Source organism: Dulcicalothrix desertica PCC 7102, from assembly GCF_003991905.1.
Taxonomy (GTDB): Bacteria; Cyanobacteriota; Cyanobacteriia; order Cyanobacteriales; family Nostocaceae; genus Dulcicalothrix; species Dulcicalothrix desertica.
In genome coordinates this window covers 235,534-258,557 of record NZ_RSCL01000001.1, presented here as the reverse complement: position 1 = coordinate 258,557, position 23,024 = coordinate 235,534, and the positions used below count along the sequence as shown (strand labels likewise).

The following is a 23,024-nucleotide window of genomic DNA, read 5'->3' as shown; positions in this document are numbered from 1 at the left end:
TATATAAACTATAAATATTGCTTAATAAAGATAAATAAAACTACATAAAATTAAAGGCTATAACTCTCTTTGAATGATGACACCTCTCCCTGCCCTCTTACTCTCACAGATGAAAATGCTTAGTTCTCCAAATTTGGGCTTTTCTAGAACTTTACGTGTCGATACTTTTGATCAACTGGGGAAATTGCTAGAGCAAATGGCTTCTTCTGTGGAAAATACAGCTTTAGTTTTGACAGAAGCAGTACTACAGCGGATTCCACTTTCAAGCCAATGGTTGATAAAACGATTTACGGTGGTAGTCTCACAGGGTTTTAGTGCGTTGTTAACAGGGACGAGGCAAGTCAGTTCTGATGTTATAGTACAAAAGAATCTAACACAAAATAATGATATTGATGATGATGATTACTTGTTAGATACAAGCATTACTTTTGATAGAGGTCTAATCAGTTCCTTCCTGTTGGAACTAGGTGGGTTGTTTGGGCGCCATTCTCAAACATGCCAAGACTTGGAACACTACCGTGAGGTATTAGAGCCAAATAATGCAGCGCTGCAAGAGAAGTTTACATTATTAGTATTAGAATGTCTATTAACGCAACCTGAAGTTATACAGTCCGAAGAAAGTGATAATTTAAATTTTGCAGCATGTCAGCATGTGGAAGATGCACTTTCTAAGCAAATAGCTCAAGAAAGACTACTAAATCGTGTCACAACGCAAATCCGTAAAAGTTTAGATTTATCTGTAATTATGACGACGGCACTCGCGCAGGTGCGTGAGTTTTTAGAATTAGACCGTTTGGTAATATATAAATTTAATGAGTCAAATGTGACTCGTAATCATATATCTATACCGAATTTATCTTCTGCGTCCGCTTCAGTCGCAGCAACTAAGCAGTATGTAGAGTACAAGGGTTGTATTGTTTACGAAGTTCGCGCTAGTGATGCGATTTCATCAGTATTGAATTGTGAAGAAAAAAATTGTTTTACTCCGACTACCGAGTGTTGGACTAAATTCCTGAAGGGTTTCACGCTGGCAGTCAATGATGTTTACAAAACTTATGTTAGTGAAAGGTGTTTGCTTAACTTTTTGGAAGAGGTTAAAGTTCGTGCCAAATTAGTGGCGCCGATTATGTTTGAAAATAAGCTATGGGGGTTGCTCATAGCTCATCAATGTTACGAAGCGCGTAACTGGAATGAAAGTGAGAAAAATTTTCTAGGCGCCGTTGCGGAACAACTCGCTATTGCCATTCACCAAGCAGAGTTAATGAAGTCGCTGACCCAAGAAAAGCAAAGTCTCGAACAACGGGTAATCGAACGCACAATGGCGCTACATGACGCTTTGGTCGCTGCTGAAGCTGCAAGTCGTATACGTAGTGAGTTCTTAGCAACTATCAGTCATGAATTACTAACACCGTTAACTTACGTAATAGGAATGTCATCTACATTACTAAGATGGTCGTTTGGAGAATTATCGCAGCGTCAGCGCGATTATTTACAAACTATTCATGATAGCGGTGAACACCTGCTGGAAATGATTAACGATATTCTTGATTTATCACAAATTGAAGCTGGTAAAGCAGTACTAAATAATACAGAGTTTACATTAAAAGAAGTAGCAGAATTAATAATTAACTCATTGCAAGAAAAAGCAACAACTCAACAAGTAGATTTAAAATTAGATATACTCATTGATGAAAATCGTCGCTTTTGTGCAGATGTACGGCGAGTACAGCAAGTAATTAACAATCTTTTAAGCAACGCGATAAAATTTACACCCGAAGGTGGAAGTGTGACATTGCGGTTATGGTGCGAAGATGGTAATGCGGTGTTTCAAGTCGAAGATACAGGAATTGGGATACCTGAAGAACAATTACCACAATTATTTGAAAAATTTCATCAGCTTGATACTCCATATAGGCGCCGTTATGGAGGAACTGGTTTAGGGTTGGCTTTGACGAAGCAACTAGTAGAGATGCATCGCGGTAGAATCGAAGTCGAATCAACGGTTGCAGTTGGGTCAATTTTTACAGTTTGGATACCTGAACAACCTAGTGAATGAGATTGGGATGGGACGGGCAGGGATGCCCGTTCCACAAGAGTATAATATAAATAATTTAGGTTAAGGCATCTTCTAAGACAGCTTTGTGGATTGATGCTCTATCGAGTAAAAATTGTATTTTATCTGGTGATAGCGGGTCGCCGTTTGCGTAGTGTTCAATCCAGGTTTTACTAATTAAATTGGCATCATTGGGTAAATTTGCTAAATCCCAACCTGGCATATCAGTATCTTCCATTAAGCGGTTTACTTTTGGGTCGTAGCTGATGGCAAATGCTCGACATCCTTCGCTTGCTGCCATAATTAGGCTATGTAACCGCATTCCTATGGCCATTTCAACTCCGCGAAATACACCTTTCAAGATTTGCGGTTCTTCAAAATGTAATATTTGACTAACGTCTTTGAGTGCTGGTTGAATAGCTTGGGCAATTTCATAATCTTGTGCTTTCTGGAACGGTAAAAGCACAATAAACGTTTGTGTGGCTTTTTGAAAGTCAACTAATGCGCGTGTTATTGTTTCTAAGCGTGGCGCCGTTAGTAGCGGATGTGACCTTAAAGTAACAGCTACCCTTGGCGCCGGTAAATCCCAAAGACCTGGTGTTGGCTTTGACTCCATTGCCCATACAGGGTCTGGGGCAAGGAAATAACTCACGTTCCACTCATTTAATAGTGCAGCACTAGCATTATCGCGCACACTCACTTTAGTACAATTACTGAATGTTTGCCTTGCTACCCAACGCACTTGTGAACGTTTGAGTGGTCCAATACCTTGTGCCCATGCTACCGTTTTCAAACCCATTTTTTGCGCTAACGCCATTAAGCCAGCATAATAAAATGGACTTATAAAGCTTGTAGCATCTTGAATTAAACTACCACCACCCCAAATAAACGCATCACACGAACGTAAAGCTTTAATAACGCTACTCATAGACATACGTTCATGTGCCTCAACACCATAACGTTGACTCGTTTCATCAGGATTTCCTGACAAAACAACAGGTGTAACATGTGATGGTAGCATTTGTAAAAGTGTAGCTAACAGTGCCTCATCGCCACCGTTGCCTTTACCGTAATATCCAGATAGTAACGCGCGCATAATAATTTTATATTTTACATTACCGTATACCGTAGGGGCGGGTTAACCAATTAACCTTAAACATTACTAAAAATCTCGTAAACCCGCCCTTACAGGATTGTAGATTAACAGCATTTACATAAACCGGGTACGTGGCACCGATACAGAATTGCAATTGCATTTGGGGCAGGTTTAGTTTCGGGGCGGGTTTAGATATATCCTGGTAAGTATGGAAAATTAGGTTAACCCGCCCGTACATCATCATCATGCACGCTCTTTCGATACCCACTTGGATAATTCACGTTTCTAGCGTTATTGAATGGATAGCAGCTATTTGGCTAATTTGGACTTATGGTGAATTAACTCAAAATAAAGCTTGGTGGGGATTTTCGTTTGCTATGCTACCCGCGTTAGTCAGCGCAATGTGTGCTTGTACATGGCATTACTTTGATAACTCTCCGTCTTTGGAATGGTTGGTTACACTTCAAGCTAGTATGACGGTATTAGGTAATTTTACTTTACTATTAGCTGGATTCTGGATTTGGCGAACTAGTAAATCACAACAAGTCTAATTTATTTCGTATGTCTAAAGAAACATTGTTTGCCCTGTCGCTATTTCCTTACTTGGGTTTTTTATGGTTTATTACCCGTTCAAGACAAATGCCTAAGCTAGCTCTATATGGGTTTTATGGTACTCTTGTATTTGTAGCTGTTACAATTCCTGCTGGAATTTATGCTCAAGTCCACTATGGCACGTCTTTAGCCAATGTTGACTGGTTGCATGGTAGTGCGGAAGTATTTTTAACGCTGACTAATATATTGGTTGTGTTGGGTTTTCGACAAGCGATTATAGAAAAAAAACAAGTTTCAAAGGATGTTTGTGTACCTGCTCAAGATATATAACTAATTAGGTAGGTAGTATTTTTTGATATAAAAACATCCTCCAATCATACGATGTTGCCCTGGCAATGTGACACTTACGTAAGTTAAACAAGGCAATTTCTTTAATAAGTAATATTGTCTAAACTATAGATAAGGAAAAAACACATTTAGAAAACCTTAGTAAAGAGGTAGGTGCATAATGAATCCTATTAAGAAAGCCATTCTACCAAGTTTAATGGCTACAAGCTTATTTGGCGCCACATTATTACCAGCGCAACAAGCATCAGCAGACGACCGAGTTTTACGTGATATTGGTGTCGGTGCTGCTGCTGGCGCCGCTGCTGGTTTAATTACTGGTCAAGGTTCGTTTTTGGGTAATGCTGTTAACGGTGGTGCTGCTGGTGCTGCTGTAAATGCGGCACAAGGTACTGCAAAACAAGGCGCAAGTAATAGATCTCGTAGAAAGAACCGTAACGTAATTCGAGATGTTGGTGTTGGTGCTGGTGCTGGTGTAGCAGCAGGGGCTGTTAGAGGAAATAGAAGGACTGGTAATAATGCCATTACTGGCGGCGCTGCTGGTGCTGCAATTTACTTACTTAAGTAAGTAATTTCAATTAATTTTTGATCTTGTGGGGTGGGCATCCTTGCCCGCCCCATTATGTTTTATTGTGTTGGAACAGGCAGGGATGCCTGTTCCACAAGAGATGAATCAACTACCAAATTTTATTGACAAAGCTTTAATTTCCTCATCTTCCAATTTTTTAAATAAAGGTGGAATCAAGTCAAATTTATGACCTGGTTGCAAAGCTTCAAAATTAACGCTTTCGCGAATATTGGTCGTTCTGTCTATATGTGATAGATGTAACGCATCAAATAACTTTGACGATGTAAATGGAAGGATAGGCGCCTGTACAATTGCATAAATTCTAATTAAATTTATACATGTCCGTATTACTTGCGCTCCCCAACTAAGGTCACGGGTAATACATCTGTCTTGGAGTCCTTCGTTTAACCATCCAAGTGCGATTGATTTAGTTAAATTTGACCAATTAGGATGTTGTTCTACCCAATTTCTGACTTCATCGCTGAGTGCAGAAAGTTTTAGGAATAAATGTTTGGTTTTGCGAACTTCTAATTTTGTGCTTTTTGATATTGCTGAACGTGGTTCGATTAAGTCTGTAGGGTCTAGTACAGATGTGCAATTTTCGCATTGGTCTCCTCTTGCTGACTCATAACCGCAATGCGGACAAGTCCCAATGACGTATCTATCAGGTAGAAACCGTGCGTCATCAAGAGAATATATAAGATTTATTTCGCGTTCTTCGATATAACCGTTTTTATCAAGCAATTGATAGAAGTTTTGGGTTAATTCGTGGTTATAGCTGCTAGAGTTGCGACCAAAATAATCGAAAGATAAACCAAACCTTCGATAGATATCTAATTGGATTTGATACATGTTTTGGCAGAACGAAGCGGTATCCAGGTTAGCTTCTGATGCTGCGAGTTCTGCGGGTGTTCCATGTTCGTCGGTGGCACAAATAAATAGAACTTGTTCACCGCATTGCCTCAAAAAGCGCGCATATACATCAGCTGGAAGCATTGAACCGACAAGGTTTCCCAGATGCTTAATTCCATTAATGTATGGTAGTGCGCTAGTGATTAAATGTTTGATTTGATTGCGTTGAGGCGCCTTATATATATAGTTGCTGAAATTAGTCTTCCTGTTTTGTAGACAACTTGTATTGTTCTATATTACAACATCTCTTGTGGAATGTCTTGTGGAATGTCTTGTGGAACAGCCTTCCAGGCTGTTTTTTTTTACAATCATTCAGTTGAATCACTGAGTGCAAAAGTCTATAAATTAAGCAATCCTATGTATTGAGGGTAAGACTAAAATTATTTTATATCTGAGCATTTATGCTACGAACTTTAAATATTCCGGGTTATGAACTGCATGAAGTAATTAGCGAAAGTCCAAGTAAGCTAGTAATTCGGGCATTTTCGCAAGCATTACAAAAATTTGTTATCCTCAAAGTTCTAAAACCCAATTGCCCAACTGACGCTGTAGTACGGTTGAAGCATGAGTATCAAATTGCCAAAAAACTATTTAACAATCAACATATTCCTGGTGTTGTAAAAGTTTATAGCTTGGTTAAGCGAGAAGACACCTCATTTTTAGTGTTAGAAGACTTTGATGGCATATCGCTGAATAAAATAATTTCGTCGCATCCTCCAGATATAATTACATGCTTAAGCATTGCCGTTCAATTAGTGCAGGCATTAGTACTGGTGCATCAAAGCAGTATTATCCACAAAGATATAAAACCATCTAATATTATAGTTAACCTAAAATCTGGAGAAGTTAAACTTACAGACTTTGGCATTGCTTCATACAATTTAAGCGACGAGTCAGTAAAAACACAACAAGCAACACCCAATCAACTCGAAGGTAGTTTTGCGTATATGTCTCCTGAACAAACGGGAAGAATGAATCGCATAATTGATTTCAAGAGTGATTTTTACTCTTTGGGTGTAACTTTGTATGAAATGCTGGCAGGTAAATTACCGTTTGAGAGTGATGATGCTTTGGAATTGGTTCACTGTCACATTGCAAAACAACCACCTCCATTAATTGCTCCTGCTGCGATAGCTGCAATAGTGATGAAGTTGATGGCAAAAAATGCTGAAGCTCGGTATCAAAGTGCAACTGGACTTTTAGCTGACCTGGAGTTTTGTTTGACGCAGCTTAAAACTTCGGGTGTGATACCAAATTTTCAGCCAGGGGGTCGTGATAAAGCAGGGCAATTATCTTTTTCTAACAAACTCTACGGAAGAGAGCAAGAATTAGATGCTTTGCTTGCAGCTTTTACAAGAGTAAGTAGTGGTAGCAGCGAGGTTATTTTAATTTCTGGTTATTCGGGTATTGGTAAATCAGCGCTTGTAAATAAAATTCATCAACCAATTGTCCGTCAGCGAGGTTATTTTATTACTGGTAAGTTTGACCAGTTTGAGCGTAATATTTCTCATGCAGCATTTTTCCAAGCTTTTGAATCTTTAGTGCGAACTATTTTAGTTGAAGATTCAAAGAAGTTATCTCAATGGCGCCAAAAATTGCTTGAAGCACTCGGTGATAGTGGACATCTAATAATAGAAGTGATTCCAGAGCTTGAATTAATTATTGGTGAACAACCACCTGTACCTCAACTAGGTTTGAACGAAGCACAGAACCGTTTCAATTTAATTTTTCAAAAATTTATTAGTGTATTTGCTCAAAAAGAGCATCCATTAGTAATTTTTCTAGATGATTTACATTTTTGCGATGCAGCTTCGTTAAATTTGATGAAACTGCTGGTTACTAATAATGATAATCAAACTTTATTATTAATAGGCGCCTATCGTGATAACGAAGTGTGTTCACAACATGCTTTGATGCAGTGCATTCAAGAAATCGAAAAAGCTAACAAAATAGTTCGCACTCTTAGCATTAATCCTTTAGATTTAAACGATACTATCCAACTGCTGTGCGATGCGCTGGATACAGATAAAAATGATTTGATTATAAAGCTTGCATCACTACTACTACATAAAACCGCAGGTAATCCGTTTTTGCTGACTCAAATTATCAAAACACTTTATAGTGAAGGGTTTATCAAGTTTGACTTTGCACATCAATGTTGGAAATGGGAATTATCGCAAATTCAAACAGTGGGAATTACTGACTTGAGTGTAGTTGAACTGATGGTGCGTAATCTCAGTAAACTTACTACAGAAACTCAATCGATATTAAAATTAGCAGCTTGTTTTGGCGAAAATTTTAAGTTGACCACGCTTGCTGTTGTAGCTGAAATGTCGGTTGCGGAGGTTTCCGAGCAATTGAATGCTGCTTTAGTACAAGGGTTGATTTTACCAGTTAACAACGGTAATTGTTCAACCTCATTACAAACGAAATTAGAATATCGTTTCTTACATGGTCGTGTACATCAAGCAGCATATTCTCTTATTGATGATGGACTTTATGAAATTACACATTATAAGATTGGTAAATTATTATTGGAAAATACAGAAACACAACCAATAGAAGAAAACATATTTGATATAGTAAATCAGCTTAATTTAGGAATTTCTTTACTTAAGAATGAATCAGAAGCTTTATATCTTACAGAATTAAATTTACGCGCAGCACGCAAAGCCAAAGCTTCGATGGCATTTACTACAGCAGCTAAATATTTATACGAAGCTATAGAACTTATGCCTGTAGATAGTTGGCGCCACGAATATAACATAACTTTAAATATATATCAAGAACGTGCAGAAGTTGAATTTTTGAATGGCAATTTTGAACTTGCCGAAATGTTGACGTATACAGCTATTGAAAAAGCACACTCAAATCTAGAAAAAGCAAATTTTTATAATCTTTTAGTATCTCAATATACACTACAAGGAAGATTTAACGATGTACTCGACTCGGCAAAAAAAGGCTTGAGTTTACTAAATATATTTTTACCGAAAGATGACTGCGAGTACATCGCAAATAAAGAATTAATCATTGCGAAACAAAACTTAGATAAACTCGGTATTGACTCAATTGTTGACTTGCCAGCAATTGAAAATGAGCAAGTAGAAATAGCTATCAAACTTTTAATTAATCTGGAACCATTAGTTTATGCTGCGTCAAAATTCACACTTTATACATTCATTGTGAGCAAAGCTGTTAATTTATCGCTTCTATATGGCAACGTTTCAGAGTCTGTAAAAGCATATGCAAACTTTGGTCTAATTATTGGTTCTAATCTAGGCAATTATCATAGTGGTTATCAACTGGGTTTGTCAGCATATAAACTCAGTGAAAAACTTAACAATCAATCACAGCAATCAAAAGCTAGTGCATTGTTAACAGGATGGTTACATTGCTGGTCTAAACACATTAAATATGCTGCGGCAATAAGTCGTAAAGGTTATCAAGCAGGTTTAGAATCTGGCGAATTTATGTTTGCTGGTTGCAATTTATTCACACTTATTCATAACTTATTTATCCAAGGTTATCCGCTTCAATTACTTAATAAAGAAATATCAGATAGTTACCATGCTGCTGCTCAAATTAACAATATTATTGCGGTTGAGAGTATTATAGCGGTTAAATTTGCAGTCACTGACCTAACTAATACTGAGAATAATCTAAATCAAATAGAACTTGAAAATAAAAAATTTTCTAAATATGATATCATCAGCCAATCTAAACAAAGCCAATCTTTTTTGACATTATGTACATATTATATTTATCAAATTCAAACATTATACTTACTCAATCAAGTTTTAGATGCGCTCAACTATATCAATGAAGTTAAAGAATATTTACCAGCAATATTAGGTTTTACTATTTCTTCAGAATATTATTTTTATTATTCGCTCATCTTAACTGGATTATATCAACAGTGTGATATTCAAACGCAAAATAAGTATTTAAAACAAATTCATCAAAATCAGGAGCAATATAAACAATGGGCAGATAATTGTCCTGAAAACTTTTTACATAAATATTTACTTATCGAAGCAGAAATTGCGCGGATTTGTGGTAAAAATTGGCAAGCACTTGATTTATACGACCAAGCAATTAATTTAGCACACGAAAACGGATTTATTCAAAATGAAGCTTTAGCCAACGAACTTACTGGTTTATTTTGGCAAAATCAAAATAAACAAGATTTTGCTAAGATTTATTTGAGCAAAGCACATCGCTGTTACGATAAATGGGGAGCAAAAGCGAAAGTAAAACAATTAGAAACATCTTATCCGTATTTAGTTATCGACTTCAAAGAATCAATAACTGCTACCCAAAAAAAATTCTCGCTTGATATTGCAACCGTAGTTAAAGCTTCGCTAGCACTTTCTCGTGAACTTGTTCCTAGTCGCTTAAACAACAAGCTTTTACATTTAGTTCGAGAAAACGCAGGCGCCGAGAAAGTATACTTTATAATTAAACAGAATAATCAACTCATTATCGAATCATCGCTTGTGGGTGATAACGATGATAATACGGTATGGCAACGCATCCCTGTCACCGAAAGCTATCAGTTACCTGTTTCTTTAATCAACTATATCGAACGCACGCAAACGCACTTAGTATTAGATGATGCATCACAATCATTAGAATTTAGCAGCGACCCATATATAATTATTACTAAACCGTTATCGGTACTAGCTTTACCAATTATCCATACAGGTAAATTGTTAGGAGTTTTATACTTAGAGAATAATTTAGTTAAAGGCGCCTTTACAAGTGAAAGAGTCGAGCTTTTACAAGTTATTGCGTCACAAGCAGCAATATCTCTAGAAAACGCACGATTTTACGCCACCTTAGAAGCACGTGTTAGTACACGGACTCAAGAATTAGAAACAGCACTCGAAGAACTCAACCGCACCCAAATACAATTAATTCAAAGCGAGAAAATGTCAGGTTTAGGACAGTTGGTAGCTGGTATAGCGCATGAAATAAATAATCCCGTTAGTTTTATATTTGGTAATTTACTACATACAAAAGAATATACTGAGTATTTACTGGAATTAATTAAATTATATCAAGATGAACTTCCCAACCCTAGCACAACAATATTAAATAAAATTGACGAAATAGATTTAGACTTTATCTCAGAAGATTTACCTCAAATTATCGAATCAATGCATACTGGCGCCAAACGAATAAAAGATGTAATATTATCTTTACGAACCTTCTCACGTCTCGATGAAGCAATATTTAAAGAAGTAGACATTCACTTAGGTATAGAAAGCACCTTAATGATACTTCAGCAAAAGCTAGGAAATATTCAAATTATCAAAGACTATGGTGACATTCCACAAGTTAATTGTTTTGCTGGAGAAATAAATCAAGTTATATTGAACATACTTACTAATGCTATTGATGCTTTAGATGTATGTGACGATAGTACAATCTGGATAAAAACCTATCTTAGCCAAAATAATCATATAGCGATTGAAATAGCTGACAACGGTATTGGCATGAGCCAAGATATATTAAGCAAAATCTTCGACCCATTCTTTACTACCAAGCCTATTGGCAAAGGTACTGGTTTAGGGTTATCAATATGTTATCAAATTATTGTTGAGAAACATCAAGGTAAATTAACTTGTACCTCGGCGCCAAACCAAGGTAGTAAGTTTATAATTTTATTGCCCAGATGATTACCTAACTCTAAAAATATATAAAAGCAAATCAAAAAATGAAATTAAAAATATTTTTCCTTGCCACATTACTAACCCTCTCCATCACCGCACCCCCGAACCAAGTTTTAGCGCAATCCAAAACCAAAGGAATCCAAACCCAAATTCAAACTCTCAAAAAATCAGAAAAGCGCTGGATACTAGTAGATATATCGAAGCAAACATTAACAGCTTGGGAAGGAAGCAACCCTGTTTACGCAGTCAAAGTTTCGACAGGTAAAAAAAAGACTCCAACTTTAATAGGAGCTTTCAATATTCAAACCAAACACCGTAAAGCAAGAATGCGTGGCGCCGATTATGATGTTCAGAATGTGCCATATGTAATGTATTATGATGGCAATTATGGAATACATGGCGCCTATTGGCATCGTAGTTTTGGTACACCTGTTAGTCGTGGTTGTGTAAACGTGGCGCCGAACCATGCAAAATGGTTATATGATTGGGCAACAGTTGGAACTCCTGTAATTGTTCAAAAGTAGGGTGCGGGGCTTCTTACTGTATTAAGCTAATGAATAGGTTGCCCTTACCTTGTAGAAACGATGAGCGAAAGTAAAATACCACAGATTCTGGAAACCTTCGAGGCAGATTTGTTGTCGGAGTGGATGGCTGAGTTAGCCGCTATTAATATTCGGAGAGGTTTGATTAAAGAAGTCGAGCTAAAGGAAGAGTGTCGGGAATTCCTTAGTTTGTTTCGGGGCGCCGTTGGGCAGGGCAACTTGAGCAATATTCAGGCAGCAGCGTGGCAGGAGATGCGGGAGATGTTGAGTAGCATTTCTCGATCACGGTCACAAAAAGGCTTTACACCATCTGAAACGGCTACATTCGTTTTTTCGTTCAAGCAACCCCTGTTCAAGCGGATGCGTCAGCAATTGAAAGACCCAATTGAGTTCGGTGAAGAAATTTGGCTAGCCACAAACTTACTAGATCAGCTGGGATTGCTGATTATGGAAGCGTATCAAAAGGCGCGCGAAGAGGTGATTTTGCGACAGCAGGAAGAGTTGATGGAGCTATCTACGCCAGTAGTTAAACTCTGGGAGGGAATTTTGGCATTACCCATCATCGGCACCCTGGATAGTGCCCGCACTCAAATAATGATGGAGTCGTTATTGCAAAAAATTGTGGAAACAGGGTCAGAAGTTGCCATTATTGACATTACTGGGGTTCCTACTGTCGATACCCTTACCGCTCAACATCTGCTTAAAACCGTTACTGCTGCCCGTCTCATGGGCGCCGATTGTATAATCAGTGGTATTCGTCCTCAAATTGCCCAAACGATTGTCTATCTAGGCATTGATTTGGCTAATGTGATCACAAAGGCAACGTTAGCCGATGCCTTTCTTATAGCGCTAAAACGGTTGGGAGCGACCATTAGCTCTCAAGCTAAATAAGTGGATAGGAGAAACCAATGGAACGCATTCCCATACTCCAAATGGGCAATTTGCTGCTTGTGACAATCCAGGTGGATATGCACGATCGCCTTGCCATGACGCTACAGGACGACCTGACCAATCGCATCACTCAAACTCAGGCTCACGGTGTGCTGATCGATATTTCTGCCTTAGAAATTGTTGATTCGTTTATTGGTAGAATTTTAGGCAACATTGCCAAAATGTCACGGGTGCTGGATGCGGAAACGGTTGTTGTTGGGATGCAGCCTGCTGTCGCAATTACCTTAGTCGAATTGGGGTTATCACTGACGGGCATTCGCACTGCCCTAAATGTGTCCAAGGGCATGGCATTGTTGCGCTCGTCACTTAATGAAACTACAAATCAAATCAGTACTACTGGGCGTGTTTCGGACGATGGAGAGGACTGAAACGATCTTAATTCAATCTTCTACAGATGTAGTTTTAGTTCGGCAGTCCGTGCGCCAGTTTGCCGTGGAGATTGGCTTTGGCTTAGTAGACCAAACTAAAATTGTGACAGCCGCTAGTGAGTTAGCCCGCAATACCCTAGACTATGGGGGAGGCGGCACAGCCAAGCTAGAAACGGTTGAGTCTGGGAGACGACGAGGACTCAAGCTGACCTTTGAAGATCAAGGCCCTGGAATTGTCGATATTGATCTGGCGCTGAAGGATGGCTTCACGACGGGGAGCGGATTGGGTATGGGGTTGAGCGGCGCCAAACGACTTGCCAACGAGTTTGAGATTCAGTCTGTGGTGGGAGAAGGGACACGAGTAACAATTATACGATGGAAATAAAATGAACGAATCTGTCGCTATCACAATTACTGAGTCCAGCCAAACCGGGGAAGCCCGACGGGCAGCGATAGCTTTGGCAACTCGGCTCGGCTTTGAGGAAACCCAACGGGGTAAAGTCGGCATTGTGGTGACAGAGATTGCTAACAATTTGGTGCAGCACGCAGAAGGCGGAGTGTTGTTGCTGCGCGTACTCAAGCAGGATTTAGCCGTTGGCATTGAGGTTTTGTCGCTCGATAAAGGATCGGGGATGGTCAATGTAGATGAGTGTTTGCAAGATGGCTTTTCCACAGCCGGAACGTCAGGCAATGGAATGGGCGCAATTCGTCGCCTCTCTAATTTATTTGAAATTTACTCCATTCCCAACCAAGGGACAGCGCTCCTCGCCCACCTCTGGTCAAACAGTGCTACGAAGAGTGCGGAAAAAACCTTAGAAATTGGGGTGATCTGTTTGCCCAAACGAGGGGAGGACGTTTCAGGGGATACCTGGGCATGTGAAGTAGTGAATCGCCGCAGCCTGTTGCTAGTAGTTGATGGCTTAGGGCATGGACCTGTAGCTGCCAGTGCTGCTATCTTAGCCGTGAGAATCTTTACTGACGATCTTTATCGTTCTCCTGGTGCTTACGTCGAAGCTGCCCACGCAGCCTTGCGAAGTACACGAGGAGCAGTACTAGCCATTGCCGAAATTGACTTTGAACAACAGTCTGTCCGTTTTGCCGGAATTGGCAATATCGCTGCTACCATTTTCTCGTTTACTGAACATCGCAATTTGCTATCGCACAATGGCACGGTCGGGCATGAAATCGGCAAAATTCAAGAGTTTAGCTACCCTTGGTTCGAGAACGGACTTTTAATTATGCATTCTGACGGATTAAGCGCTAAGTGGCGCCTTTCAAGCTATCCCGGCTTGAGTCAAAAACATCCCAGCCTGATTGCAGGTGTGCTATACCGAGACTTTAACCGAGAACGGGACGATGTGACGGTGTTAGTAGCTAAAGGATTAGGCGAATGACAATCCTTTTTACGCTCGAAATCCACTATGAACAGGATGTTGTACGAGCTAGGCAACGAACTCGCTTACTCGCTTCCGCGTTGGACTTTGATGCTCAAGATCAGGTACGATTGGCAACGGCAGTTTCAGAAATTGCCCGCAATGCATTTCAGTATGCCAAAGGCGGAAGAGTTGAATTTTATTTGGCAAGAGAGCCTCAGACTTTTTTGATTCGGATACAGGATCAAGGTGGGGGCATTCCTCATTTGGCTCTTGTTTTGGCAGGAAGTTACACCTCTCACACAGGAATGGGGCTGGGCATCTTGGGTGCCCGCAGGCTAATGGATTTCTTTGAGATTGAATCGTCAGAACAGGGAACAACAGTGGTGATGAGCAAAAGGTTGTCGAAGCGTACACCTACTTTCACCGATTTCCAATTGCAACAGATCCGAGAAACCTTGATTGGGCAATCACCCCAAAATCCCTATGAAGAAATCCAGCGCCAAAACCAGGAGTTACTGCGGGCAATGGCAGAGCTACGAAAGCGCGAGGAAGAATTAACACAGCTCAACCGGGAACTGGAAGATACCAATCGCGGTGTAATTGCCCTCTATGCGGAACTGGATGAGAAAGCAAGTTCTTTGCAGCAGGCAAACGAGCTAAAAACCCGTTTTCTCTCGAACATGAGTCACGAGTTTCGCACGCCGATCAACTCGATTTTGTCGCTCTCTCGGATGTTGCTGGCACGGATGGATGGCGATTTGACCACCGAGCAAGAAAAGCAGGTAACATTTATCCGTCATGCGGCGAGCGGATTATCAGAACTGATCAACGACCTGCTGGATTTGGCAAAGGTGGAAGCTGGAAAAACTGAAGTGCGTCCCAGTTCCTTTAAAGTTAGCGACTTGTTTGGCACACTGCGGGGAATGTTGCGTCCATTATTGGTTCAAGGCGCCTCTGTCGCGCTGATTGTGGAGGAACCCGATGCCATACCGGAGCTTTATACCGATGAGGGCAAAGTCGCTCAAATTCTCAGAAACTTTGTCTCGAATGCGCTCAAATTTACCGAGCAGGGAGAAGTGCGCGTAACCGCTGTGCAAACAGGTTATACCGTAGCCTTCACAGTATCTGATACGGGCATCGGGATTGCTCCAGCTGATCTTGAGCGCATTTTTGAGGATTTTGTGCAAATTGAGTCCCCTCTGCAAAAGCAGGTGAAGGGAACCGGGTTAGGATTGCCGTTATCGCGCAAGCTGGCAGAGCTACTTGGTGGCAGCGTTTCGGTTACAAGTAATCTAGGTACTGGCTCCACCTTTACAGCATTTATTCCAATTGTCTACCCACACAGGACTGAATTTCCCACCCGGATGCAACCTCCGTCACTTGAGCCAACTCGCTTGCCCATTTTGGTGGTTGAAGATCATCCTGAAACACTATTTGTTTACGAAAAGCACCTTCAGGAGTCAATTTATCAAATTATTGCGACCCGCACCTTAGCTCAGGCTAGGCTTGCATTACAGCAACTTCAGCCGACGGCGATTATGCTAGATATTATGCTAGAAGGAGAAAACGGCTGGACGTTCTTGCGAGAAATCAAAGGAGATGGAACGACTCGCACCATCCCTGTACTCGTTATTACCATCATTGATAATGAAAAGCAAGCACTGGCGCTAGGAGCTGACGGCTTTCTAATTAAGCCTGTAGATAGATTGCCTCTGTTGAACAAACTCAATAGCCTAATTAATAAAAATAGGACTCAAAAAATCTTATTAATTGACGATGATGCCGCTTATAGGTATCTTATAAAACAGCTGTTGGTAAGCACACCGTTGAGTATTTTAGAAGCCGCAAATGGAGAGGAAGGGTTAAAAAAGGCACAACGCGAGCAGCCAAACGCGATTGTGCTTGACTTGGAGATGCCTTCTATGACCGGGTTTGATGTACTCAAGCAGCTTAAGAACAATTCCGTCACTGAGTCGATTCCTGTGATTATTCACTCATCTGCACAACTGGATGCAGAAGTGCAAAGGCGGTTAGCAGAACAAAGTATTGCCATTCTTTCCAAAGAAACAAGCTCTCAAACAGCAGCGCAAGTCCAACTTCAAGATGCGCTCGTTAAAGCCGGACTCGTTTTGGGTGGTTGGGGGAAAAACAATGTCTGAGCCACAGGTAACGATTTTATATGTTGACGATAACGAAGCCAATCGTTACATTGTGTCCCGTATTTTGCAAAATGCGAACTTTACTGTCGTGGAAGCAGCAACTGGAGCAACTGGATTAAAGGCAGTTGCTGAGTATCAGCCTGCTCTGGTAATTCTGGATGTGCAATTACCAGATTTCAGCGGCTTTGAGGTATGTCGCCAAATTAAGGCAAATCCCGAAACGGCTTTTATTCCGGTGCTACACCTTTCTGCTACCTTTGTCCAAAGCCAGGATAAAGCAGAAGGCTTGGACAGCGGCGCCGATGCTTATTTAATACAACCCGTTGAACCAATCGAACTGCTTGCCACCGTGCGATCTCTGTTGCGAATTCGACGCGCGGAGGAAGCTAATCGCACGTCAGCACGGGAGTGGCAAACCACCTTTGACTCTATCAACGACGGTGTATGTCTAGTAGACGAGTTCGGTATAATACTGCGCTGTAATCGAGCAATGACGCAGCTTTTTTGCAAGCCTCACCACGAAATCTTAGGTCTTGCTCACCATGAGTTGATGGGCGCAGAAATGGGAATGGGTGATGGCATCTGTTTTCGCCGTGCTAAAGAAACTCACCAACGGCAAGTTCTAGAATTTGAGTCCCAAGGACAGTGGTTTGCCAAAACCATCGACCCAGTATTTGATCAGCATGGGACTCTCACAGGCGCCGTTTTCATTTTGTCCGATATTACCGAACGTAAACAAGCAGAAGCATTACTGCAAGAGCAGAACTTAAGCCTCAATGAACTAATGCTTTCTTTGCAGCAACAAACTGAGCAAGCACAGCAAGCTAACCGAATCAAAGATGAGTTTTTAGCAGTACTATCTCATGAATTGCGCTCACCCCTAAATCCAATTTTGGGTTGGGCAAAAATTTTACTAACGACCCAGCAGGACGCAGGCAAAACTCGGTACGCCCTCGAAACAATCGAACGCAACGCTAAATTACAAGCACAACTAATTGAGGATTTACTCGATGTGTCGCGTATTCTTCAAGGCAAGTTGAGTTTGAACTTTGTTCCAATCGATCTAGCGTGTACCATCAAAGCTGCCCTTGAAACCGTGCGACTCGCTGCTGAAGCTAAATGTATTCAAATTGAATTAATATTTGAATCTGACGTTGGGCAAGTGTTGGGTGATTCCGGGCGCCTGCAACAGATTGTTTGGAATTTACTTGCCAACGCGATTAAATTTACCCCACAGGGTGGTCGAGTAGAGGTGCAATTAAAAAGGGTAAATGAAATTGATACTCATCCCTTGGAATACGCTCAAATCACTGTCAGCGACAATGGCAGGGGCATTTCTGATAATTTTCTGCCCTACGTCTTTGACTACTTCCGCCAAGCTGATGGCACAACGACCCGAAAATTTGGAGGGTTGGGGTTGGGGTTAGCGATTGTGCGTTATTTGGTTGAACTGCACGGAGGAACAGTTGAAGCAGCGAGTTCTGGAGAAGGGCAAGGAGCAACATTTACAGTCAAGCTTCCATTGGCTGCGGTAAAATCGAATCAAGATGATACTGCGTCATGTAATTGCTCAAACTTAAATTTAAATGGATTGCAAGCACTGCTTGTAGACGATGACACAGATTCGCGGGAACTCATCGCCTTTTTGCTAGAACAGTACGGGGTGCAAGTGACCGTAGTGGACTCAGCTAGTAAAGCTTTGAGCAGTTTGGGGCAGGCAAAATTTGATTTGCTGATAAGTGATATTGGTATGCCCGACATGGATGGCTACACACTAATTCGTCATATTAGAAACCAGGCGCCTGACCAGGGCGGAAAGATTCCAGCAATCGCCCTCACTGCTTATGCGGGAGAAATTGATCAACAACTTGCACTAGCCGCCGGATTTCAACAGCATATTTCCAAACCAATTGACCAAGAGGTACTAATACAGGCTATTTTAACCATAGTAGGATAGCTAACCGCCTGTCCATCAAATACGCTCGTACAGTTAGATGTTGTCGCTGTATTTGCTAAACCTTTTCGTCTTTTAAAATTGGCTCAAGAAATTGATGCTGTATTATTAACAAATTAATTTCTACGATATATAGGTGGCACTTACTTAACTTCTAGATAAACTTTTTTTCAGTTTTTAAGATATGATATATACAAATACAACATTAAACAAAATATAAATTATGAATAAAATAACCGATAATTTAAATGTGCAATTAATTGACATTATTTCACAATTGTCAAGTAAAGAGCAAAAAAAAGTTTTAGATTTTGCTATTTCATTGCATTATAAAGAAAAAATAAAAGAATGGGATAATATTTCAGATGAAGAAGCAGCTTCTTTAAAAGCAGAATTTGCTGAAGAAGATATTAACTTTACAGAAGCTGTTTTAAGTGATTACTTACTTCTCATTGATTCTGAGGACTAATTTTAGATGCGTGGAGATGTTTATCTAGCCGATTTAAATCCAAGTCGTGGTTCAGAACAAGCAGGTATTCGACCAGTTGTTATTGTTCAAAGAAATACTATTGACCGCTTTACACAAACAGTTGTAGTAGTACCTATAACTGGTAATCAGAGACGTTCTAGAATACCAGGTACAATTACTATACCTTCAGGGAATGGTGGTTTATTACAAGATTCGGTAGCGCTTTGTTATCAAATTGTCGCTATTGATAAGCAGCGTTTAACAAGAAAGTTAGGTACTTTATCTTCAGAATATCTATTGATGTTGAAGGAAGCGATAAAGTATACATTACAACTTGATGAGTTAGAGGATGATACTGCACCACCAACGGAATAATTTTTACAGTACCTGGTTTAAGAGCAAGGATGCCCATTCCACAAGAGTCCCAATATATAGAATACCTCAACTTAGTTGTGCTACTAGTTGGTTTTCTAATAAGGTTTCGTTAGTTAACAAATCCTCTACGGTAATTCGTAAAAACCGTTGTTTATCTACTTGAAAGTATATTTTAACTCTGTCACTGCCTGGAAAACCTGGAGGTGTGAGATTTGCAATAGTTCTGGCGCCTTCTGTATCATTAAGGGGTTTAACGGTAGTTGCACCGCTATCTAAGCGCCTAGTTATTAATCTATCTCCGTCAAAGAATACTTCAGTACCACCTGTTTCGGCGCCGAGTTCACCCATAATTAATTCTATGCTGGGTTGATTTTCTAACGAGGCGCCTAATAATAATTCTATTGGTTGACTCATTGGGTAAGGTTGTCCAGATTTGACGATGGGGTGCCAACTGTGACGACTGTTACGTTTATCCCAATAACGAATACCGTAGCTGTGATATAAGAAATCTTTGATTTCTACACCTTGCGTTAATTGTAAGGCGCCTTGAGCAATTGCTTCAAATGGACGCTCGCTCTTGATTTTAGTTGTATCAAAATAATTTTTTATCCATGTTTGCACTGCTGGTAACTGCGATGTTCCACCGACTAATAATACTGAGTTAATATCTGTAACCTCAATGCCCTGGCGCCGTGCTTGTTGGAGTAAACTTGTCATTGAGTCATCAAGACGTTCAAAAAATGCGTGTTGTTTGAGAATATTCTCGAACATCTCGCGGTTTAAATCGAGTTCGTAGGTTTCAAACGTTTGGTCATTAAAGTAAACTTCGCTTGCAGTGGTTTGCGTCGAAAGCTGAATTTTGACTTTTTCTGCCAAACGGGTAGTTAAGGGACTTGCCACTAAACCTGTGTTTTTAACGAAATAATCTACTACCCAGTTGTCTATATCGGTACCACCTAAGTTTTGACCTGCTTTTGCTAGTACACGCGCAGTTTTAACTTTCTGCTTAGAGTCAGAAGCTAAAGACTTGTTACCAAACTTTAATAAAAATCCTAATGGTTTACTGTTGGGTTGCTGTGCGCTTTTATCTAACCGTACCAATGATAAATCGAGTGTACCACCACCAAAGTCGATAACTAATAATATATCTTGGTCGGCAATTCCATAACCTAATGCTGCTGCGGTTGGTTCGTCTAACATCCGCACTTCTTGTACTGCTAAGTCTTGACAAACGCTTCCTAACCAGTGACGGTATGCTTCAAAGCTATCGACGGGTACCGTTAATACTAATGAGTCGGCAACTTCGGGTTGTGCTGTACTTAGCTGTGTGATGATTGAAGTCAAAAACCATTTCCCTACCTGCTCAAACGTGACATTTTGTCCATCGAGTTCAGGCATAAATCCTTGAATATTGGCGCCAATACCACGTTTGAAACTGCGAAAAAATCTTGGCTCGTTGGATAAGTCTAAACCTTTATCACGTACTTGTTGCCCAACCAATACTTGATTTTTAGCCGCATCCTCTATGTAAACCAAACTGGGAATTAAGGGGGGATTCAAGCTTTGCTGAATCGATAAACCCGGTATACTGAGAGTCTCTGCCTGCTGTGTGACAGGATTCCAGCGCGCGATGACGGTGTTACTGGTGCCAAAATCGATTGCTATTGTCATTGGTTCGAGGGCAAGCACTCAAAAGCGACTAATACCTTCTTATCTTACAACACATCTTGAAAGAAATTTTGGCAACGGATTATAAACGGATGTAACGGATGGGTTATGGATTGTTTCGTGAGTGTGGGGAAGGTCTTTTTGCGTATAAATACGTGTTTCAAACGAGTGGCATCCAAATATAATGTATAAAGCTGTACTTATAAGTGAATTTAAATATGGGCATCTTTAACAAAATTAGGGCAACTTTTGAGGAATATATAATGTTTAACTCAGAAGCTAAACAGTTGATTTTGAAGAAGAAAAGTGTTTTAGCTCTCTGTCAACAAGCAGAATCTAAAGTTGAACAGTTAAAAAGCTTACAACCAGATTCAGAGGAGGGATTTATTGCAGTAATCGAGCATAATAAAATTCAGGTGCAATTACATTTTACTCCTGAGAAAATAACTCTTTCCGAAGATAGTATTGAAGGGGAGCTTCGCTTATTGAAGGCGCCTCAATTTCAAACTGATTCTATAGTATACCGTTATCTTATTGCTGGTTGGAATATGTTTCTAGGAGGAAAAATTCCGAATGGAGCTTTACCAAATGGCGTTAGGGTTGAAAATAATAAGGTTTACTATACCCTACCTCGAAATCAAGCACAGCTCGTAGATGGTCTTTTCCATAACCTTAAAAACGGTTCTGCTTTAATAACGAATGTTAAACAAGGAGATTTAATTATTGAATCTTCTGTCAGCTTGAGTTGGAATGATTTCAAACTTCAAAATCTCCTCCAACTGTTCAATTCTAAGAAAGACAAAAATAAAGATGGCGCCGTAGTCTAATTGAAATCATATATAAAAGTATTATTGCTTATCTATATCATGTTGATAATGAAATAAAATCTCAATAGATATTGTTTGTAATTTCTTCGGAGGAAAGTTTTTTGTTATTTGAGAGTAATTTCTGAATTTGCTCGTAGCAACAATCTAAAAAATAGCTAAACCAAGTGACAATTCCTAATAATTTTGAACCATCTTCTATTGAAGTATGTAAAACCATCGTTTCTGGAGTACCAACATCAACTAAAACTGATAGTACAAAAAATAAAATTGCCATAATTACAATAGGATAATTTGTATTTTTGAATAGGTTTTTAAACTTTAGTAAATAAATTGAAATCAAAACAATATATATACTAAAAAACAATGATTCAAATAGATTGATAACAAATCTAGAATTTTTGAAAGCGCTTAAATTTATAAATGGATGATAATAATATTCATGAATCTGAAATAAGTCATCAAGAAGCATAAGCACTGTTATACAACCGGAAAACAATAAAAATCTTGACCATTTTCTTGTTTGTAATCCGTCATTTTTCGTGAGAATATAGGAAGTAAATATACAAATTACAGCAGACGCACACCAAAACAATACACCCAGCATAGAAATCATACCCGCATAGGGAGGTAAGCCAGCAATTTCGTTGGGGTCTCCTACTAATATATTTGTAGAAATGCCTTGAAGTCTAGATATCAACAGTACCGCTATAAAAAAAACCGTAGTTGGAAAAACAACCTTGAATATAACTGATGACAGATTTTTAAATAATCGAAAATTATTTGGATTTGATTTTATATTCATCTTAAATATCTTCCTCAATTAATAAAGGATTCTGTTTCAGGAAAAAAAGTTAAACCTATGTAAATCGATGAATTTCTGCATTTAAGGAATTTTGGCGTTCGACGTAAAAATTCTCTGACAAATGAAAATTCATCTCTGGAACTGCGGTCGAGGCAACTCCTCTATATTTGCTTAAACCCCTTGTTTTTGAGATGCATGATTAAGAATTGATTAAGGCAACATAATCAAATATTAAATCAAAATTTTAATAAAATCTTCATTGAAAAGAAATGTCATGATTTGATGACTTTTGGATTTTAGGTTTTGAGCAAGAATGTTGAACCCGGCAACTA

General features: G+C 39.6%; 19 protein-coding genes. 15 read left to right on the top strand and 4 right to left on the bottom strand.

The window, feature by feature from the left end:
• Nucleotides 1–115: 115 nt before the first annotated feature.
• The gene (locus DSM106972_RS01080) at nucleotides 116–2,056 is read left to right on the top strand and encodes a GAF domain-containing sensor histidine kinase (RefSeq protein WP_127078033.1); all 1,941 of its coding nucleotides are present in this window, start codon (nucleotides 116–118) and stop codon (nucleotides 2,054–2,056) included.
• A 55-nt stretch (nucleotides 2,057–2,111) separates the two neighbouring features.
• On the opposite strand, the gene csaB is transcribed toward DSM106972_RS01080, so the two are convergent.
• Nucleotides 2,112–3,149 (bottom strand): polysaccharide pyruvyl transferase CsaB, encoded by a 1,038-nt coding sequence (csaB, locus tag DSM106972_RS01075; RefSeq protein ID WP_127078031.1) that lies wholly within the window; start codon nucleotides 3,147–3,149, stop codon nucleotides 2,112–2,114.
• A gap of 245 nt (nucleotides 3,150–3,394) precedes the next feature.
• On the opposite strand from csaB, the gene DSM106972_RS01070 reads away from it, so the two are divergent.
• The 3 genes from DSM106972_RS01070 to DSM106972_RS01060 all read left to right on the top strand — a co-directional run bounded on the left by DSM106972_RS01070 (nucleotide 3,395) and on the right by DSM106972_RS01060 (nucleotide 4,614).
• Complete coding sequence (locus tag DSM106972_RS01070; protein WP_127078029.1) at nucleotides 3,395–3,700, top strand: DUF2499 domain-containing protein; 306 nt, start codon at nucleotides 3,395–3,397, stop codon at nucleotides 3,698–3,700.
• A 10-nt stretch (nucleotides 3,701–3,710) separates the two neighbouring features.
• Entirely contained in the window at nucleotides 3,711–4,031 is a 321-nt protein-coding gene (locus DSM106972_RS01065; RefSeq protein WP_127078027.1) for a DUF3593 domain-containing protein, read from the top strand.
• A gap of 178 nt (nucleotides 4,032–4,209) precedes the next feature.
• On the top strand, nucleotides 4,210–4,614 hold the full coding sequence (locus DSM106972_RS01060; RefSeq protein ID WP_127078025.1) for a hypothetical protein: 405 nt from the start codon (nucleotides 4,210–4,212) through the stop codon (nucleotides 4,612–4,614).
• A gap of 105 nt (nucleotides 4,615–4,719) precedes the next feature.
• Here DSM106972_RS01060 and DSM106972_RS01055 read toward each other — a convergent pair whose 3' ends face one another.
• Nucleotides 4,720–5,682 (bottom strand): class I tRNA ligase family protein, encoded by a 963-nt coding sequence (locus tag DSM106972_RS01055; protein WP_127078023.1) that lies wholly within the window; start codon nucleotides 5,680–5,682, stop codon nucleotides 4,720–4,722.
• Nucleotides 5,683–5,927: 245 nt separating this feature from the next.
• Between DSM106972_RS01055 and DSM106972_RS01050 the strand changes: the two genes are divergently transcribed.
• The 10 genes from DSM106972_RS01050 to DSM106972_RS01005 all read left to right on the top strand — a co-directional run bounded on the left by DSM106972_RS01050 (nucleotide 5,928) and on the right by DSM106972_RS01005 (nucleotide 19,395).
• On the top strand, nucleotides 5,928–11,207 hold the full coding sequence (locus tag DSM106972_RS01050; protein ID WP_127078021.1) for an ATP-binding sensor histidine kinase: 5,280 nt from the start codon (nucleotides 5,928–5,930) through the stop codon (nucleotides 11,205–11,207).
• 38 nt (nucleotides 11,208–11,245) lie between these two features.
• Nucleotides 11,246–11,725: a L,D-transpeptidase gene (locus tag DSM106972_RS01045; RefSeq protein WP_127078019.1), complete on the top strand. Its 480-nt coding sequence runs from the start codon at nucleotides 11,246–11,248 to the stop codon at nucleotides 11,723–11,725.
• 60 nt (nucleotides 11,726–11,785) lie between these two features.
• Complete coding sequence (locus tag DSM106972_RS01040; RefSeq protein WP_127078017.1) at nucleotides 11,786–12,634, top strand: STAS domain-containing protein; 849 nt, start codon at nucleotides 11,786–11,788, stop codon at nucleotides 12,632–12,634.
• A 17-nt stretch (nucleotides 12,635–12,651) separates the two neighbouring features.
• Nucleotides 12,652–13,062 (top strand): STAS domain-containing protein, encoded by a 411-nt coding sequence (locus DSM106972_RS01035; protein WP_127078015.1) that lies wholly within the window; start codon nucleotides 12,652–12,654, stop codon nucleotides 13,060–13,062.
• A complete protein-coding gene (locus DSM106972_RS01030; protein WP_233787859.1) occupies nucleotides 13,004–13,447 on the top strand; it encodes an anti-sigma regulatory factor in 444 nt (147 codons plus the stop codon). Before DSM106972_RS01035 ends, DSM106972_RS01030 begins: the two co-directional genes overlap by 59 nt.
• 1 nt (nucleotide 13,448) lies before the next feature.
• Nucleotides 13,449–14,456: an ATP-binding SpoIIE family protein phosphatase gene (locus DSM106972_RS01025; RefSeq protein WP_127078012.1), complete on the top strand. Its 1,008-nt coding sequence runs from the start codon at nucleotides 13,449–13,451 to the stop codon at nucleotides 14,454–14,456.
• Nucleotides 14,453–16,597: an ATP-binding protein gene (locus DSM106972_RS01020; RefSeq protein ID WP_127078010.1), complete on the top strand. Its 2,145-nt coding sequence runs from the start codon at nucleotides 14,453–14,455 to the stop codon at nucleotides 16,595–16,597. Before DSM106972_RS01025 ends, DSM106972_RS01020 begins: the two co-directional genes overlap by 4 nt.
• Nucleotides 16,590–18,554 (top strand): hybrid sensor histidine kinase/response regulator, encoded by a 1,965-nt coding sequence (locus tag DSM106972_RS01015; protein ID WP_127078008.1) that lies wholly within the window; start codon nucleotides 16,590–16,592, stop codon nucleotides 18,552–18,554. The genes DSM106972_RS01020 and DSM106972_RS01015 overlap by 8 nt, the downstream gene beginning before the upstream one ends.
• 220 nt (nucleotides 18,555–18,774) lie before the next feature.
• Complete coding sequence (locus DSM106972_RS01010) at nucleotides 18,775–19,020, top strand: hypothetical protein (RefSeq protein WP_127078006.1); 246 nt, start codon at nucleotides 18,775–18,777, stop codon at nucleotides 19,018–19,020.
• 6 nt (nucleotides 19,021–19,026) lie between these two features.
• Nucleotides 19,027–19,395 (top strand): type II toxin-antitoxin system PemK/MazF family toxin, encoded by a 369-nt coding sequence (locus DSM106972_RS01005; RefSeq protein ID WP_127078004.1) that lies wholly within the window; start codon nucleotides 19,027–19,029, stop codon nucleotides 19,393–19,395.
• 66 nt (nucleotides 19,396–19,461) lie between these two features.
• On the opposite strand, the gene DSM106972_RS01000 is transcribed toward DSM106972_RS01005, so the two are convergent.
• Nucleotides 19,462–21,066, bottom strand: a complete 1,605-nt coding sequence (locus DSM106972_RS01000; protein ID WP_127078002.1) for an Hsp70 family protein — start codon at nucleotides 21,064–21,066, stop codon at nucleotides 19,462–19,464.
• Nucleotides 21,067–21,326: 260 nt separating this feature from the next.
• Between DSM106972_RS01000 and DSM106972_RS00995 the strand changes: the two genes are divergently transcribed.
• A complete protein-coding gene (locus tag DSM106972_RS00995; protein ID WP_233787287.1) occupies nucleotides 21,327–21,890 on the top strand; it encodes a hypothetical protein in 564 nt (187 codons plus the stop codon).
• Between the two features lie 61 nt (nucleotides 21,891–21,951).
• Here DSM106972_RS00995 and DSM106972_RS00990 read toward each other — a convergent pair whose 3' ends face one another.
• Nucleotides 21,952–22,692, bottom strand: coding sequence for a DUF8692 domain-containing protein (locus tag DSM106972_RS00990; RefSeq protein WP_127077998.1), 741 nt, complete (start codon nucleotides 22,690–22,692; stop codon nucleotides 21,952–21,954).
• Between the last annotated feature and the right edge of the window lie 332 nt (nucleotides 22,693–23,024).

What these genes read in the sequence shown, in the direction of transcription:
- DSM106972_RS01080 (WP_127078033.1), top strand. Translation starts at nt 116, where the DNA reads ATGCTTAGTTCTCCAAATTTGGGCTTTTCTAGAACTTTACGTGTCGAT.
- csaB (WP_127078031.1), bottom strand. Translation starts at nt 3,149, where the DNA reads ATGCGCGCGTTACTATCTGGATATTACGGTAAAGGCAACGGTGGCGAT.
- DSM106972_RS01070 (WP_127078029.1), top strand. Translation starts at nt 3,395, where the DNA reads ATGCACGCTCTTTCGATACCCACTTGGATAATTCACGTTTCTAGCGTT.
- DSM106972_RS01065 (WP_127078027.1), top strand. Translation starts at nt 3,711, where the DNA reads ATGTCTAAAGAAACATTGTTTGCCCTGTCGCTATTTCCTTACTTGGGT.
- DSM106972_RS01060 (WP_127078025.1), top strand. Translation starts at nt 4,210, where the DNA reads ATGAATCCTATTAAGAAAGCCATTCTACCAAGTTTAATGGCTACAAGC.
- DSM106972_RS01050 (WP_127078021.1), top strand. Translation starts at nt 5,928, where the DNA reads ATGCTACGAACTTTAAATATTCCGGGTTATGAACTGCATGAAGTAATT.
- DSM106972_RS01045 (WP_127078019.1), top strand. Translation starts at nt 11,246, where the DNA reads ATGAAATTAAAAATATTTTTCCTTGCCACATTACTAACCCTCTCCATC.
- DSM106972_RS01040 (WP_127078017.1), top strand. Translation starts at nt 11,786, where the DNA reads ATGAGCGAAAGTAAAATACCACAGATTCTGGAAACCTTCGAGGCAGAT.
- DSM106972_RS01035 (WP_127078015.1), top strand. Translation starts at nt 12,652, where the DNA reads ATGGAACGCATTCCCATACTCCAAATGGGCAATTTGCTGCTTGTGACA.
- DSM106972_RS01030 (WP_233787859.1), top strand. Translation starts at nt 13,004, where the DNA reads ATGAAACTACAAATCAAATCAGTACTACTGGGCGTGTTTCGGACGATG.
- DSM106972_RS01025 (WP_127078012.1), top strand. Translation starts at nt 13,449, where the DNA reads ATGAACGAATCTGTCGCTATCACAATTACTGAGTCCAGCCAAACCGGG.
- DSM106972_RS01020 (WP_127078010.1), top strand. Translation starts at nt 14,453, where the DNA reads ATGACAATCCTTTTTACGCTCGAAATCCACTATGAACAGGATGTTGTA.
- DSM106972_RS01015 (WP_127078008.1), top strand. Translation starts at nt 16,590, where the DNA reads ATGTCTGAGCCACAGGTAACGATTTTATATGTTGACGATAACGAAGCC.
- DSM106972_RS01010 (WP_127078006.1), top strand. Translation starts at nt 18,775, where the DNA reads ATGAATAAAATAACCGATAATTTAAATGTGCAATTAATTGACATTATT.
- DSM106972_RS01005 (WP_127078004.1), top strand. Translation starts at nt 19,027, where the DNA reads ATGCGTGGAGATGTTTATCTAGCCGATTTAAATCCAAGTCGTGGTTCA.
- DSM106972_RS01000 (WP_127078002.1), bottom strand. Translation starts at nt 21,066, where the DNA reads ATGACAATAGCAATCGATTTTGGCACCAGTAACACCGTCATCGCGCGC.
- DSM106972_RS00995 (WP_233787287.1), top strand. Translation starts at nt 21,327, where the DNA reads ATGTTTAACTCAGAAGCTAAACAGTTGATTTTGAAGAAGAAAAGTGTT.
- DSM106972_RS00990 (WP_127077998.1), bottom strand. Translation starts at nt 22,692, where the DNA reads ATGAATATAAAATCAAATCCAAATAATTTTCGATTATTTAAAAATCTG.